The 14041-nt window shown below is 68.7% G+C and carries 10 protein-coding genes; 7 read left to right on the forward strand and 3 right to left on the reverse strand.

Annotation, left to right across the window (positions count from 1 at the left end; all coding sequences use genetic code 11):
- Nucleotides 1–3: 3 nt before the first annotated feature.
- On the forward strand, nucleotides 4–3210 hold the full coding sequence (locus ACE3OK_RS01625; RefSeq protein WP_374247769.1) for a type I restriction endonuclease subunit R: 3207 nt from the start codon (nucleotides 4–6) through the stop codon (nucleotides 3208–3210).
- Here the strand turns inward: ACE3OK_RS01625 and ppc are convergent, their stop codons facing one another.
- The gene (ppc, locus tag ACE3OK_RS01630; protein ID WP_374247770.1) at nucleotides 3211–5925 is read right to left on the reverse strand and encodes a phosphoenolpyruvate carboxylase; all 2715 of its coding nucleotides are present in this window, start codon (nucleotides 5923–5925) and stop codon (nucleotides 3211–3213) included.
- Nucleotides 5926–6096: 171 nt separating this feature from the next.
- On the opposite strand from ppc, the gene ACE3OK_RS01635 reads away from it, so the two are divergent.
- Nucleotides 6097–6504 carry a DUF3060 domain-containing protein gene (locus ACE3OK_RS01635; RefSeq protein ID WP_374247771.1) on the forward strand — a complete coding sequence of 136 codons (408 nt, stop codon included), beginning with the start codon at nucleotides 6097–6099 and terminating at the stop codon, nucleotides 6502–6504.
- Between the two features lie 57 nt (nucleotides 6505–6561).
- Here the strand turns inward: ACE3OK_RS01635 and ACE3OK_RS01640 are convergent, their stop codons facing one another.
- Nucleotides 6562–7926 carry a glutamate--cysteine ligase gene (locus tag ACE3OK_RS01640; RefSeq protein WP_374247772.1) on the reverse strand — a complete coding sequence of 455 codons (1365 nt, stop codon included), beginning with the start codon at nucleotides 7924–7926 and terminating at the stop codon, nucleotides 6562–6564.
- Nucleotides 7927–8027: 101 nt separating this feature from the next.
- On the reverse strand, nucleotides 8028–8639 hold the full coding sequence (yihA, locus tag ACE3OK_RS01645) for a ribosome biogenesis GTP-binding protein YihA/YsxC (protein WP_374247773.1): 612 nt from the start codon (nucleotides 8637–8639) through the stop codon (nucleotides 8028–8030).
- A 124-nt stretch (nucleotides 8640–8763) separates the two neighbouring features.
- On the opposite strand from yihA, the gene ACE3OK_RS01650 reads away from it, so the two are divergent.
- The 5 genes from ACE3OK_RS01650 to ACE3OK_RS01670 all read left to right on the forward strand — a co-directional run bounded on the left by ACE3OK_RS01650 (nucleotide 8764) and on the right by ACE3OK_RS01670 (nucleotide 14034).
- Nucleotides 8764–9531: a cytochrome c gene (locus ACE3OK_RS01650; RefSeq protein WP_374247774.1), complete on the forward strand. Its 768-nt coding sequence runs from the start codon at nucleotides 8764–8766 to the stop codon at nucleotides 9529–9531.
- 74 nt (nucleotides 9532–9605) lie between these two features.
- On the forward strand, nucleotides 9606–10319 hold the full coding sequence (locus tag ACE3OK_RS01655) for a thiol:disulfide interchange protein DsbA/DsbL (RefSeq protein ID WP_374247775.1): 714 nt from the start codon (nucleotides 9606–9608) through the stop codon (nucleotides 10317–10319).
- A 15-nt stretch (nucleotides 10320–10334) separates the two neighbouring features.
- Entirely contained in the window at nucleotides 10335–11168 is an 834-nt protein-coding gene (locus ACE3OK_RS01660; RefSeq protein WP_374247776.1) for a thiol:disulfide interchange protein DsbA/DsbL, read from the forward strand.
- 13 nt (nucleotides 11169–11181) lie between these two features.
- Nucleotides 11182–11940, forward strand: coding sequence for an endonuclease/exonuclease/phosphatase family protein (locus ACE3OK_RS01665; protein WP_374247777.1), 759 nt, complete (start codon nucleotides 11182–11184; stop codon nucleotides 11938–11940).
- A gap of 36 nt (nucleotides 11941–11976) precedes the next feature.
- The gene (locus tag ACE3OK_RS01670; protein ID WP_374247778.1) at nucleotides 11977–14034 is read left to right on the forward strand and encodes a transglycosylase SLT domain-containing protein; all 2058 of its coding nucleotides are present in this window, start codon (nucleotides 11977–11979) and stop codon (nucleotides 14032–14034) included.
- Nucleotides 14035–14041 lie beyond the last annotated feature (7 nt).

Consider the following 14041-nt stretch of genomic DNA (forward strand, 5'->3'; position numbering starts at 1 on the left):
AAGATGGCCTTCCTTTCCGAAGCCGAAATCGAGCAGGCCTTGCTTGAACAACTCAAGGGGCTGGGCTGGGCCACCACTTCGGACGAGGTCATCGGCCCGGACGGCGGCGCGCCGGAGCGCGACAGCCATGACGTGGTGGTGCTGCAAAAGCGGCTGGAAGATGCAGCGACACGGCTCAACCCGCATCTGCCACAACAGGCGCGAATGGAGGCACTGCGCAAGCTCACCCAGTCCGTGTTTCCCGCGCTGCTGGAGGAGAACCGCCGCATCCATGCGCTGCTGACCGAGGGCGTGGACGTCGAATACGACGGCGACGATGGCCTGCCGACAGCGGGCAAGGCGCGGCTGCTGGACTTCGACACTCCGGAAAACAACGATTGGCTGGCGGTGCAGCAGTTCGTGGTCATCAATGAACAGGTCAACCGCAGGCCGGACGTGGTGCTGTTCGTCAACGGCCTGCCGCTGGCGGTGATCGAATTGAAAGCACCGGGCAGCGCGGGGGCGAACCTCGTCGGCGCGTTCAACCAGTTGCAGACCTACAAGCAGCAGATTCCGGCGCTGTTCCATGCCAACGCGCTGCTGGTGACCTCGGACGGCCTCGCCGCGCGCGTGGGTTCGCTCTCCGCCGATCTGGAGCGCTTCATGCCGTGGCGCACCATCGATGGCAAGGAGGTCGCGCCCAAGGGCGCGCCGGAACTGGAAACGCTGGTGGAAGGCGTGTTCGAGCAGCGGCGCTTCCTCGATCTGCTGCGGCATTTCACGGTGTTCGGCAAGACGGATTCCGGGCTGCTGAAGATCGTGGCGGGCTATCACCAGTACCACGCCGTCAATCGCGCCATCGCATCGACGCTCCGCGCCGCTGACCCGCGACAGCGCATGGGCGACGATCCGGCGGACTATGGCCTGCCGAGTGTTGCATCGCAGGCACGCGGCGACCGCCGGGCGGGCGTGATCTGGCACACGCAAGGCTCCGGCAAGAGCTTCCTGATGGCGTTCTACGCCGGACGGCTGGTGAAGCACCCGGCGATGGAGAACCCGACGCTGGTGGTGCTGACCGACCGCAACGATCTGGACGACCAGCTGTTCGCCACCTTTGCGATGTGCCACGACCTGCTCCGGCAGACGCCGGTACAGGCCGGTAGCCGCGAGGATTTGCAGCAGTTGCTCAATCGCGCAGCCGGCGGCGTGATCTTCACCACCTTGCAGAAGTTCGACGAGGTGGCCGAGCCGCTGACCACGCGCCGCAACGTGGTGGTGATCGCCGACGAGGCACACCGATCGCAGTACGGGTTCCGCGCCAAGGTGGATGCGAAGACCGGCGAGGTGTCCTACGGCTTCGCCAAATACATGCGCGATGCCCTGCCCAACGCCTCGTTCATCGGCTTCACCGGCACGCCCATCGAGGCGACGGACGTGAACACGCCGGCCGTGTTCGGCAATTACATCGACGTGTACGACATCAGCCGCGCGGTGGAGGACGGCGCGACGGTGCCGATCTATTACGAGTCGCGGCTGGCGCGCATCGAATTGGACGAGGACGAGAAGCCGACGCTCGACGCCGAGGTCGAAGCGCTCACCGAGGACGAGGCGCAGGCCGAGCAGGAGAAGCTCAAGCGCAAATGGGCAACCGTCGAGACACTGGTCGGCAGCGAAAAGCGGCTTGCGCTGGTGGCGAAGGATCTGGTGGCGCACTTCGAGGCCCGGCTTGCGGCGCTGGACGGCAAGGCGATGGTGGTGTGCATGAGCCGCCGCATCTGCGTGGCGCTGTACGACGAAATCATCAAGCTGCGCCCGGACTGGCACAGCGACGACGACAGCGCCGGTGCGGTCAAGATCGTGATGACGGGCGCGGCCAGCGATCCGCCCGGCTGGCAGCAGCACATCGGCAACAAGAAGCGCCGTGACGATCTGGCGAAACGGGCCAAGAATCCGAAAGACCCGCTCAAGCTGGTGATCGTGCGCGACATGTGGCTGACCGGCTTCGATGCGCCGTGCATGCACACCATGTACATCGACAAGCCGATGCAGGGCCACGGCCTGATGCAGGCCATCGCCCGCGTGAACCGGGTGTTCCGCGACAAGCCGGCGGGCCTGATCGTGGATTACATCGGCATCGCGCAGAGCCTGAAATCGGCGCTGGCGCAGTATTCGGCGCGCGACCAGGAAACCACGGGCGTGGACGAGGCGCAGGCCGTGGCGGTGCTGCTGGAAAAGTACGAAGTGGTGCGCGACATGTATCACGGCTTCGACTACGCCAGCGCCATGAATGGCACGCCCCAGCAGCGACTGGTAATGATGGCCGGTGCCATCGAATGGATTCTCGACCGGCAGCAGCAATGGGCGGCGGCGGAAGCCACGAAGGACGGCAAGAAAGCCGCGCAGCGCCGCTATCAGGACGCGGTACTGGCGCTTTCGAAGGCGTATTCGCTGGCGTCTGCTTCGGATGAGGCGCGCGGCATCCGCGAGGAAGTGGGCTTCTTTCAGGCCATCCGCGCCGCCTTGGTGAAGTCGGCCACCGGCTCCGGTGTCACCTCGCAGGAACGCGACTTCGCCATCCAGCAGATCGTCAGCCGCGCCGTCGTTTCCACCGAGATCGTGGACATCCTGAAGGCGGCGGGCATCCAGTCGCCGGACATTTCCATCCTCTCGGACGAGTTCCTTGCCGAAGTGCAGCAGATGCAGAAGAAGAACCTTGCGCTGGAAGCCTTGCGCAAGCTCATCAACGACGGCATCCGTTCGCGCAGCAAGGCCAACATCGTCGAATCGAGGGCGTTCTCCGAGCGGCTGGAGGATGCCGTGGCGCGCTACCACGCCAACGCCATCACCACCGCCGAGGTGTTGCAGGAGCTGATCCGGCTGGCGAAGGACATTCGCGCGGCACGGCAGCGCGGCGAGGAGTCCGGTCTTAGCGATGAGGAAATCGCGTTCTACGACGCGCTGGCCGAGAACGATTCAGCGGTGCAGGCGATGGGCAACGACCAGCTCAAGGTCATCGCCCACGAGCTACTGGTCAGCCTGAAGGGCAATGTCTCGGTGGATTGGGCGCACCGCGATTCGGCGCGCGCCAAGATGCGCGTATTGGTCAAACGCATTCTGCGCAAGTACGGCTATCCGCCGGATTTGCAGGACATGGCGGTGCAGACGGTGCTGCGGCAGGCGGAGGCGCTGTCTTCCTGCTGGAGTACATCTAGCACCGGGATGCACGCCTGATCACCCGGTGTTCTGGATCCCCGCCGAGATGCCGTTCACGGTGGACACCAGCACCCGCAACAGCGCCTCGTCCTCGCGGCCGCTGTCGCGCCAGCGCCGCAGCAGTTCCACTTGCAACAGGCTGATCGGGTCGACATAGGGGTTGCGCAGGCGGATCGACAGGCGCAGGCGGTAATCGTCCGCCAGCAGCGCGTCGGCCTGCTTGAGCAACAGGATGGTGTCGCGGGTGCGCGCGAATTCTTCGGCGATCGGCGGGAACAGCACGTCGTGCAAGTCGCCGGACAGCCGCGAATAACCTTCGAAGATGTCGATGTCGGACTTGGCCAGCAGCATTTCGACGTCGCCCAGCAAGGCCGCGAAGAACGGCCAGTCGCGCACCATGGCCCGCATCGCCGACAGGCCGTGCACGTCGATCCCGTGGCGCAGTGCCGTGCCCACGCCATACCAGCCGGTCAGGCCGGAGCGGTTCTGCGACCACGAGAACACCCACGGGATCGCGCGCAGGTTGGCGATCCCGCCCTCGCGGCGGCGCGAGGGGCGCGAGCTGATGTGCAGGCGTTCGATCACGTCCACCGGGGTCGCTGCGCGGAAGTACGCGGGGAAGTCCGGGTGCTCGTGGACCAACGCGCGGTAGTGCGTGCGCGAGACCTGCGCCAGTTCCGCGGCGATCGCGCGCCAGCCGTCCTCGCGCGGTTCCGGCGGGCGCGGGCGCAGGCTGGCGCGCAGCACCGCGCCGGTCATCTGCTCCAGGTTGCGCAGCGCCAGCGCGCGGATCCCGTACTTGCGGTGGATCACCTCGCCCTGTTCGGTGAGGCGCAGGCGCCCGCCCACGCTGCCGCGCGGCGCAGCCATGATCGCGCGCTCGGTCTTGCCACCGCCGCGGCTGACCGAACCGCCGCGCCCGTGGAAGAACACCACCTGCACGCCGGCCGCGCGCGCCACCTCCAGCAGCTCCACCTGCGCCCGCTGCAGTGCCCAGCGCGAGGCCAGCACGCCGCCGTCCTTGGCGCTGTCGCTATAGCCCAGCATCACGATCTGGCGGTCGCCGCGGGCGGCGACATGGCGGCGGTAGAGCGGGTCCTCGAACAGCGCGCGCATGGTGTCGGGTGCCGCGGCCAGGTCATCCACCGTCTCGAACAGCGGCGCCACGTCCAGCGGCACCGCGCCATCGGTGACGCAGCCGGCAAGCCGCGCCAGCGCCAGCACTGCCAGCGCGTCCGCCGCGTTGCGCGCCATGCTGATGATGTAGGGGCCGAAGGCGTTCGCGCCCAGCCGCGCGCGCAGTTCGTGCACGGCGGCGAACACCGCCAGCGTGGACGTCGCCGCCGCGGCATCCGCGTTGGCAGGCGCCTCGCCGGCGATCAGCCCGTGCAGCCGCGCGATGCGTTCCGGCAGCGGCCGCTGCCCCCAGTCCGGGGCGTTCTCCAGGCCTGCCAGCGCCTGGTCGTGCACCGCCGAGTCCTGGCGCAGGTCCAGCGCCGCCATGTGGAACCCGAAGCTGCGCGCGCGCCAGAGGATCCGCTGCAGCGCGAAACGGCCGGCATGTTCCCCGCGGTTCCGGGCCAGGCTGGCATCGATCAGTTCAAGATCCGCGATGAACGCCACGGCATCCGGGTACGCCCCCTCGCCGCCCTGGCCGGTGGCCGCCAAGCGCGCGCGCATCGCCCACAGCAGCTGCCGATACGGCATGTCCGCCAGCCGCGGCCGCACCTTCACCGCGCCCTTGGGCAGCAGCGCGCGGTGTGCGGCGGCGCGCTGCTCGATCGCGGCGTCCACCCCGGCGTGGCCGTGGCTCTGGGTCAGGATGTCGCCCAGCACGCGCAGGTCGGCCTGGTAGCAGGCCAGCGCCTGCGCCCGCTGCGCGCCCAGCGCGCTGCGCACGGTGTCCGCGCCGACGTTGGGATTGCCGTCCATGTCGCCGCCCACCCAGGTGCCGAAGCGCAGCATCGGCGGCAGCGCGATGCGCTCGCCGTAGACCGCTTCCACCGCATCGGCGAAGGCTTCGTAGAACACCGGCAGCACCCGGTACAGCACGTTGCCGAGGTAGAAGCCGATGTGCTCGATCTCGTCCTTCACGCTGGGCCGCAGCGGCGGCGCTTCGTTGGTCTGCCAGGCGGTGGTCAGCGACTGGCGGATGCGCGCATCGTCGGCGCGGCGCTCCGGCGGCGTGCGGCTGCGGTCGATGTCGGCCACCAGCCGCTCCACCACGGTGGCTTCTTTCAGCAGCAGCGCGCGCCGCACCGCCTCGGTGGGATGCGCGGTGAACACCGGCTCCACGCACAGCCCGGCCAGCTGCGCACGCAGTTCGTCCACGGTGACGCCTTGCTCGCGCAGGCCGCGCAGCACCGCCTCCAACCCACCCGGCTGCGGCGCGCTGCCCTGCCGCTGGTAGTCGCGGCGGCGGCGGATGCGATGCACGCGCTCGGCCAGGTTGGTGGCGCTGAAGTAGGCGGCGAACGCGCGCACCAGCGGCTCGGCTTCGGCCAGCGTGACCTGCGCCAGCGGACCGGCCAGCGCGCCCATCGGCGCGCCCTGCTCGCGGCGGGCGATCGCGCTGCGCCGCAGCGCTTCCACCTGGTCGAGGAAACCGGGCGACACCTGCTCGCCCAGCATGTCGCCCACCATGGCGCCAAGCCGGCGCACATCGTCGCGCAGGAGGGTGTCGGTGTCAGCGAATTCGAGCTGCTCGCGCAGCGGCATGTCTGCGGGTCCCATTCCCGCAGGCTAACCCAGGAATACCGCACCGCAGCAATCGGTTTCGATTGACACCGTCACCACCACGCCGCATCCCCGCGGAGAGGCCTGCCGAAAATTCACCGCCGATTAATCGCCGGCTCCCCATCTTCCCCGACCGGGGAGGGATCATTCTTAAGGAGGGAGATCCGCGTGAAGGTTCGTTTCCTGTTGTGCTCATCCATCTTGGCCGCAGGCCTGCTGTCCCTGCCGGCCGCGGCCTCGGAGCGGGTCTGGAACCAGGTGTCCAGCCGCATCGATTACACCTGCAAGGCCGGCGAGGCCATCGCCATCGAAGGCGTCGGCAATATCGCGACGTTCAGCGGCAACTGCGGCAGCCTGCGCGTCGAAGGCGCCGGCAACGTGATCCGCGGCCAAGGGATCGACCACCTGCTGGTGGACGGTTCCAACAACCAGGTCGAGGCAGCCCGCTTCATCGATATCGACATCGAAGGCACCAATAACCGCATCGCATGGATGGATGCCAAGGCGGCATCGCCCAAGACCTTGCGCAACGACGGCACCGGAAACCTCATCCAGCGCCTCAAGCCCGGGAAGTAAGCGACACGGCCCAATCGCTATCGGCAACATCCAGCGGCAGGCCCAGGCCTGCCGCTTTCAATAGGAGAATTCGCAGAACACCGGATCCACGCTGCCGTTCCATTCGCCGCGGAACAGCGCCAGCTTGCGTTCGGCCGGGGTCTTGCCGGACTCCGCGATCTCCACCAGCGGATCAAGGAAGCCGGCTTCATCGCTGCCGCAGCCATCCGCACAGGCACGCCGGCGCAGCCCGGCCGCCGCGATCTTCACCGCCTCCCGCGCCAGGTCCTGCACCGTGCCGCCGCGGAACGGCAGGCCCAGCGCCTGCCTGGGCACGCCATCGCGCAGCGCGTGGCGCTCGGCCAGCGTGAAGTCCTTGACCAGGTCCCAGGCCGCGTCCAGCGCCGCGTCGTCATACAGCAGGCCCACCCAGAAGGCCGGCAGCGCGCAGATCCGGCTCCACGGGCCGCTGTCGGCACCGCGCATCTCCAGGAATTTCTTCAGCCGCACTTCCGGGAAGGCGGTGGTCATGTGGTCGTTCCAGTCGCGCAGGGTCGGCAGTGCGCCCGGCAGCACGTCGAGCTTGCCTTGCAGGAAATCGCGGAACGATTTGCCGCTGGCATCGTGGTAGATGCCATCGCGGTGACTGAAGTACATCGGCACGTCGAGCAGGTAATCCACGTAGCGCTGGTAGCCGAAGCCGTCCTCGAACACGAAGTCCAGCATGCCGGTGCGACCCGGGTCGGTGTCGGTCCAGATGTGCGAACGGTAGCTGAGGTAGCCGTTCGGCCGCCCTTCCGTGAACGGCGAATCGGCGAACAGCGCGGTGGCGATCGGCTGCAGCGCCAGCGAGACGCGGAACTTCTTCACCATGTCCGCTTCGCTGGCGTAGTCCAGGTTGACCTGCACCGTGCAGGTGCGGGTCATCATGTCCAGGCCGAGGTTGCCGACCTTGGGCATGTAGGCGCGCATGATCTTGTAGCGGTCCTTGGGCATCCACGGCATGTCCTCGCGCCGCCACTTGGGCTGGAAGCCCATGCCGAGGAAACCGAGCCCGAGCTCGTCGGCGACCTCGCGCACCTCGCGCAGGTGGCTGCCCACTTCCTTGCAGGTGTCGTGGATGGTCGGCAGCGGCGCGCCGGACAATTCCAGCTGACCGGCGGGCTCCAGCGTCACCGAGGCCATGCCTTTGGTCAGGGCGATGGTGCGGCCGTGTTCCTGATACGGTTGCCAGCCGAAACGGGTCAGGCCGTTGAGCAGGGCCTCGATGCCGCGCTCGCCCTCGAACGTGGGCGGGCGCAGGTCGTCCATCCGGAAGCCGAATTTCTCGTGCTCGGTGCCGATCCGCCAATCGGCGCGCGGCTTCTCGCCCGACGCCATGACCTCGGCCAGTTGTCGACCGTCGGTGATGGGGGTGTCGCTGGCGCTGCTGGGTCCGGACATCGACCTATTCCATCGAAAAGTCCGGGCAGATTAACCCCACGCAATTTCGCAACACAGCCGGGGACACAGCTTTCAGTGTTCCGGAAACGCGTGCAATCGACTTACAGCCCCAGCCAGCCGGCCACCACGCTGCGCAGTTCGTCCACGCCCAGTTTCGACTCGCCGGAGAACAATTGCACGCTGACGCTGTCGGCGTAATTGCGGGCCAGTTCCATGCGTACCGCTTGCAGGGTATTGCCGCCGGCGCCGCGCCCCAGCTTGTCGGCCTTGGTCAGGATGACGTGCGCGGGCAGCCCGCGGCGCATGGCATAGCCCAGCATCTGGCGGTCGTAGTCCTTCAGCGGATGGCGCACGTCCATCACCACCACCAACCCGCGCAGGGCGTCGCGGCTGCCGAAATAACCATCCAGGAAGGCCTGCCAGTGCGCCTGCAGTTCCTGCGGTACCTTGGCGTAGCCGTAGCCCGGCAGGTCCACCAGGTACTTGTTCTCGTGCGGCGGCAGGCCGAAGAACACCAACTGCTGGGTGCGACCGGGCGTCTTGGACACCCGCGCCAGCGCATTCTGCTGGCACAGGGCGTTCAGGGCGGAGGACTTGCCGGCATTGGAGCGGCCGGCGAAGGCCACCTCGAAACCGCCGTCGGGCGGCAATTGCCGGTAGTTGTGGGCGGCCAGCAGGTAGTGGGCGCGTGCGAACGGGTTGGGAGCAGCCATGTCCATAGCATGGCATGCTTGGGGGCGGCACCGGTGCGGTTTGACCGCATCCCGCCCGCCCACCATAATTTGCCGGTTCAGCAATCGTCGCGATTGCATCCCATTCGTGCCAGTGGAGTTCTGCATGCGTCCTGTCCATGCCCTTGCCGGTGTTGCCTGCCTCGCCCTCGCCGCGGTTGCCTACGCCCAAAGCACCGCCGTGGCCGCGCCCGACAATGCGCCGGTGCAGACCGCGCCGTTGCAGGAAAAACCCGCCAGCTGGGGCGATGCCCAGGCCGGGCAGAGCAAGGCCGGTGCCTGCGCCGCCTGCCACGGGCTGGATGGCAATGCCATGCAGCAGAACGCCCCCCGCATCGCCGGCATGCCGGAGCGCTACATCGCCGAACAGCTGCACCTGTTCAAGAGCGGCCAGCGCACCGCCGGGCTGGCCGGGGTGATGGCCCCGTTCGCCGGCATGCTCAACGCGCAGGACATGCGTGACGTCGGCGCGTGGTTCGCCAAGCAGAAAGCCGGCGCCGGCGTGGCCGACGACACCGTGATCGCCGCCGGCCCCAACAAGGACCTGAAGTTCTACCAGGTGGGCGAACGCCTGTTCCGCACCGGCGACAGCAGCCGCAACATCCCCGCCTGCATGGCCTGCCACGGCCCCTCGGGTGCCGGCAACCCCGGCCCGGCCTATCCGGCCCTGCACGGCCAGGATGCCGCCTACGTGGCCCGCCGCCTGGAGGAATACCGCGCCGGCACCAGCACCTACACCAACCCTGCGCACTTCAAGCTGATGGCCACGGTCAGCCACTCGCTGAGCGATGAGGAAATCAAGTCGCTGGCCAGCTACGTGCAGGGCCTGCATACCCGCACCCCCGGCACCACCAAGGAAAGCATCGCCCGCTGACGGCCGCTTCACCCTGCGTTCGCCCCGGCCCGGGCACCCTGTCCCGGCCCTCCTGATCGCTGGAACCTGACCAGATGCGCTTCCTGCTGCTTTCGCTCGCCCTGCTGCTGGCTACCGCCCTCGCCCCTGCCCATGCGCAGAAGGCGTTGCCGGGCCTGAGCGAGGGCGTGCAGTACACCTATATCGAAGACGGCCAACCCTACCAGACGCTGCCGCCGGGCATGGTGGAAGTGGCCGAGGTGTTCGCCTACACCTGCCCGCACTGCGCGCATTTCTCGCCGATGCTGGATGCATGGGGGCGGCAACTCCCCCCCCATGCCAGGCTGACGCTGGTGCCGTTCGTCAGCGGGCGCGACGATGCCTGGGCGCGCACCTTCTATGCCGCACAGGTGGCCAAGGCGCTGCCGGTGCTGCATCCGCGCCTGTTCGCTGCGGTGCATGAAACCGGCGACTTGCCGCGCACGGCCAGCCTCGAACAGATCACCACCTTCGCCACCCGCATCCCCGGGGTGAACGGGCCCGCGTTCCAGGCCGCCCTGCGCGACGAGCCCGGCCAGCTGGCGCGGCTACGGGCCGCATTCGAGTTCGAGCGCCGCAGCAACGTGGAAAACACCCCGACCCTGATCGTGGGTGGGCGCTACATGATCCTCGGCAACAGCTTCGAGGGCCTGCTGGCCAATGCCCGCCGCGTGGTTGATGCACTGGCACCCGCCAAGCCGGCCGCACGCGTCGCCCCGAAACCCGCCCCGAAACCCGCCGCAGCCAAGCCGGCTGCCGCCCGCCACTGACCCGACGGAATCGCCATGCACATCACCCGCCACGCCCTGCTGCTGCTCGCCCTGCTGTCCCTGGCCGCCTGCAAGAACGAGGCCCCGGCTCCGGTGACCGATGCCGCCACCGCCCCGACCAGCCAGGCCAAGGGAGCCAGCGCGGAAGACCCGCAAGCCGCCGCCGCTGCCGCCGCCACCCTGAAAGCCGCCGAGGAGGCCGCCGCCAAGGCACCGGCACTGAAGGAAGGCGTGGACTACGTGCTGATCCCGACCGGCCAGACCTTCGACACCCCGCCGGGCAAGGTCGAAGTCGTGGAGTATTTCGGCTACGTCTGCCCGTTCTGCGCCGCCGTGGAACCCACCGTGGCGGCCATGCGCAGGAAGCTGCCGGCAGACGTGCATTTCGTCACCGTCCCGGCGGCATTCGGCGGCACCTGGGACAACTACGCCAAGGCCTATTACGCCGCCGAGGCCATGGGCCTGCTGGACAAGACCCACGAAGCGATGTTCCGCGCCATCCACATCGACCAGACCCTGAAGGGCGAGCGCGGCATGGACGCCCCCGAAGACATCGCCGCCTTCTACGCCAACTACGGCGCGGACCCCAAGCAGTTCCTCGCCGGCATGCAGAGCTTCGCGGTGGCGGCGAAGATCAACCACGCCCGCCAGGCCATGACCGCGGCCTACGCCAATGGCGACCAGATGGGCACGCCCACCTTCGTGGTCAACGGCAAGTACCGGGTCAAGGGCAAGTCGATGGACGACATGTTCCGCATCCTCAACCAGTTGATGATGGCCGAACGCGCGAAGCTGGGCGCGACGGCACCGCCCGCTTCCGCGCCAGCCACGGCGACGCCGCAGGGCTGACCCGCACCCGGCCATGAGCCACCGCCGGCTGCGCCTGCTGAGCGCGAATATCCAGGCCGGCTCCAGCACGCGCGGCTACCACGACTACGTGGCGCGCAGCTGGTCGCACGTGCTGCCGGCGGGCAACAAGCGCGGCGCGCTGGACGCCATCGCCGAACTGGCCGGCCGCCACGACATCGTCGGCCTGCAGGAAGCCGATCCCGGCAGCCTGCGCTCGGGCTTCACCAACCAGACCCACTACCTGGCCGAGCGCGCCGGCTTCGCCTACTGGAGCCACCAGCCCAACCGCAGCGTGGCCGGCGTGGCCTCCAGCGCCAACGGCCTGCTCAGCCGGCTGGAACCGCGCCGGGTCGAAGACCACCCACTGCCGGGCCGGGTCAAGGGCCGCGGCGTGCTGCTGGCCCGCTTCGGCGACGACCCGGACGCCCTGTTGGTGGCCATCGCCCACCTCTCGCTGGGCAGCCAGTCGCGCCAGCGCCAGCTGGACTTCATCGCCGAGCTCATCGGTCGCCGCACGCACTCGGTCCTGATGGGCGATTTCAACTGCGACCCCGATTGCCGCGAGATGCAGGCGCTGTACCGCCATACCCGGCTGCAACCACCGTCGCAACCCCTGCCCACGTTCCCGGCATGGAAGCCGCAGCGCGCCATCGACCACATGCTGGTGACGCCCACGCTGCCGGTGGCGACGATGCAGGCGCTGCCCGCCGCGCACTCCGACCACCTGGCCTTGTCGGTCGCGCTGGACGTGCCGGAAGTGGCGCTGCGCTGAGCCGGTGATTCAGCCCGCCTCGGCTATAGTCCAGTGATGTCCAAGCTCTTTTCGCACCCCCTGCTGCTGGCCAGCCTGCTTGCCTCCACCAGCATCGCTGCACCTGCGCCTTCCACTTTGTTGCAACCGGCACCCACGCGCGTATCGGCACCCGATCCGGCACTGCGGGCCGCGCTGGAAGCGACGGCGCGCGGCCCGCTGGATGACCTCGTGCTGGCGGGCTTCAAGGGCCAGCCGCTGGCCGGCTGGCTGGAATTTGCATTCTTGCGCAGCCGCCTCGATCGCCTGCCGCTGGCACGCGGCAACCAGTTCCTTGCCGCCCACCCGGGCGAACCGGTGGCCGCCGCATTCCGTCCGGAATGGTTGAAGGCGCTGGCGCGTCGCAACGAATGGCCGGCCTTCCTCGCGCAATGGGACACCGGCATCGACGATGCAGGCTTGCGCTGCCTGCGCTTGCAGGCGCTGATGGCCAGCAACCGCGTCGATGCCGCATGGACGCAGCAGGCGCAGGCACTGTGGCGCAGCAGCGGCAATCCGTTGCCGGCGGCCTGCGATGGCCCGTTCGCGCTGCTGGCGGCGCAGGGCGGGCTGCCGGATGCGCTGCGTTGGGAGCGTTTCGACAAGGCGGTGGAGGCCGGGCAACCCGCCGTCATGCGCGCCATCGCCCAGGGCCTGCCCGCCGACGATGCGGCACTGGCGCACATGTATGCCGCATGGCTGGAAGCCCCGGGCAACAACGTGCAAGGTTGGCCCGCCACCGCCCGCAGCCGGCAGGTGGCGGCGGCGGCGCTGGCCCGGCTGGCCAAATCCGACCCCGACCGTGCCGAGGCGCTGCTGCCAGACGCAGCCACCGCCCTGGCCTTCGACGAGGCCGCCGATACCCGCGTGCGTTACGCCATCGCCCTGTGGTCGGCGGCCTCTTACCTGCCGTCTGCCGCGCGCCGGCTGGCGGCGGTGCCGGCCACCGCGTTCGACGACACCCTGCGCGAATGGCAGGTCCGCGAGGCACTGTCCCGCAGCGACTGGCCCGCCGTGCTGGCCGCCATCCGCCGCATGCCCGACAGCCAGCGCAACGATTCGCGCTGGCTGTACTTCGCCGCCCGCGCCAGCGCCCTGGCCGGCGATGCCACCGGTGCCAACGCCCTGTATGCGCAGGCCACGCGCAGCGCCGATTTCTATGGCTTCCTCGCCGCCGACCGCCTGGGCCAGGCCTATGCGCTCTGTCCCTGGCAACCCATGGCCACCCCCGCCGCCAAGCAGGCCATCGCCCGCGATCCCGGCCTGGTACGTGCACTGCAACTGGTGATGCTGGATCGCCGCGGCTGGGCCGGTCGCGAATGGAACGCCGCGCTGGCGCGCTTCACCGACGTGCAACGCCGACTGGCCGTGGAGGTGGCGCAGGACAACGGTTGGTTCGACCGCGGCGTGTTCGGGCTGGTGAATGCCAACGGCAAGCGTTTCCCCGACGAACAGCGGCTGTACACGCTGCGCTTTCCGTTGCACCACGACGCGACGATCCGTCGCGAAGCGGCGCGCAACCAGCTGGATCCGGCATGGGTTGCCGCGGAAATTCGCGCCGAATCGGTGTTCGATCCCAGCGCCCGTTCCGCGGCCGATGCCCGCGGACTGATGCAAGTCCTGCCCGCCACCGGTGCCGCCGTGGCGGCGAAAAACAAACTGCCCTGGCAGGGCGGCGACACCCTGTACGACGCCGACGCCAACATCGCCATCGGCAGCGCCTACCTGCGCGAACTGCTGGGTCGCTACGCCGGCAAGCCCTATCTGGTGATCGCCGCCTACAATGCCGGCCCCACTCCGGTGGCGCGCTGGCAAGCGCAGCGCCCCGCACTGGATGCGGATGTCTGGATCGAAACCATCGGCTACAAGGAAACCCGCGACTACGTGACCCGCGTGCTCAGTTTCAGCACCGTCTACGACTGGCGGCTGAGCGGCACCGCGATGCCGTTGACCGAGCGCATGCTGGGCATCGCCTCCGGCACCCGCAAAGGCTTCACCTGCCCGCGGCCGGAAGCGCCCACGGCCCCCGCAACGCCACCTGCCACGCCGGCCCGCACGCCGGCGGCACGGCGCTGAGGCCCAT

It is taken from the genome of Thermomonas sp. (assembly GCF_041905325.1).
Taxonomy (GTDB): domain Bacteria; phylum Pseudomonadota; class Gammaproteobacteria; order Xanthomonadales; family Xanthomonadaceae; genus Thermomonas.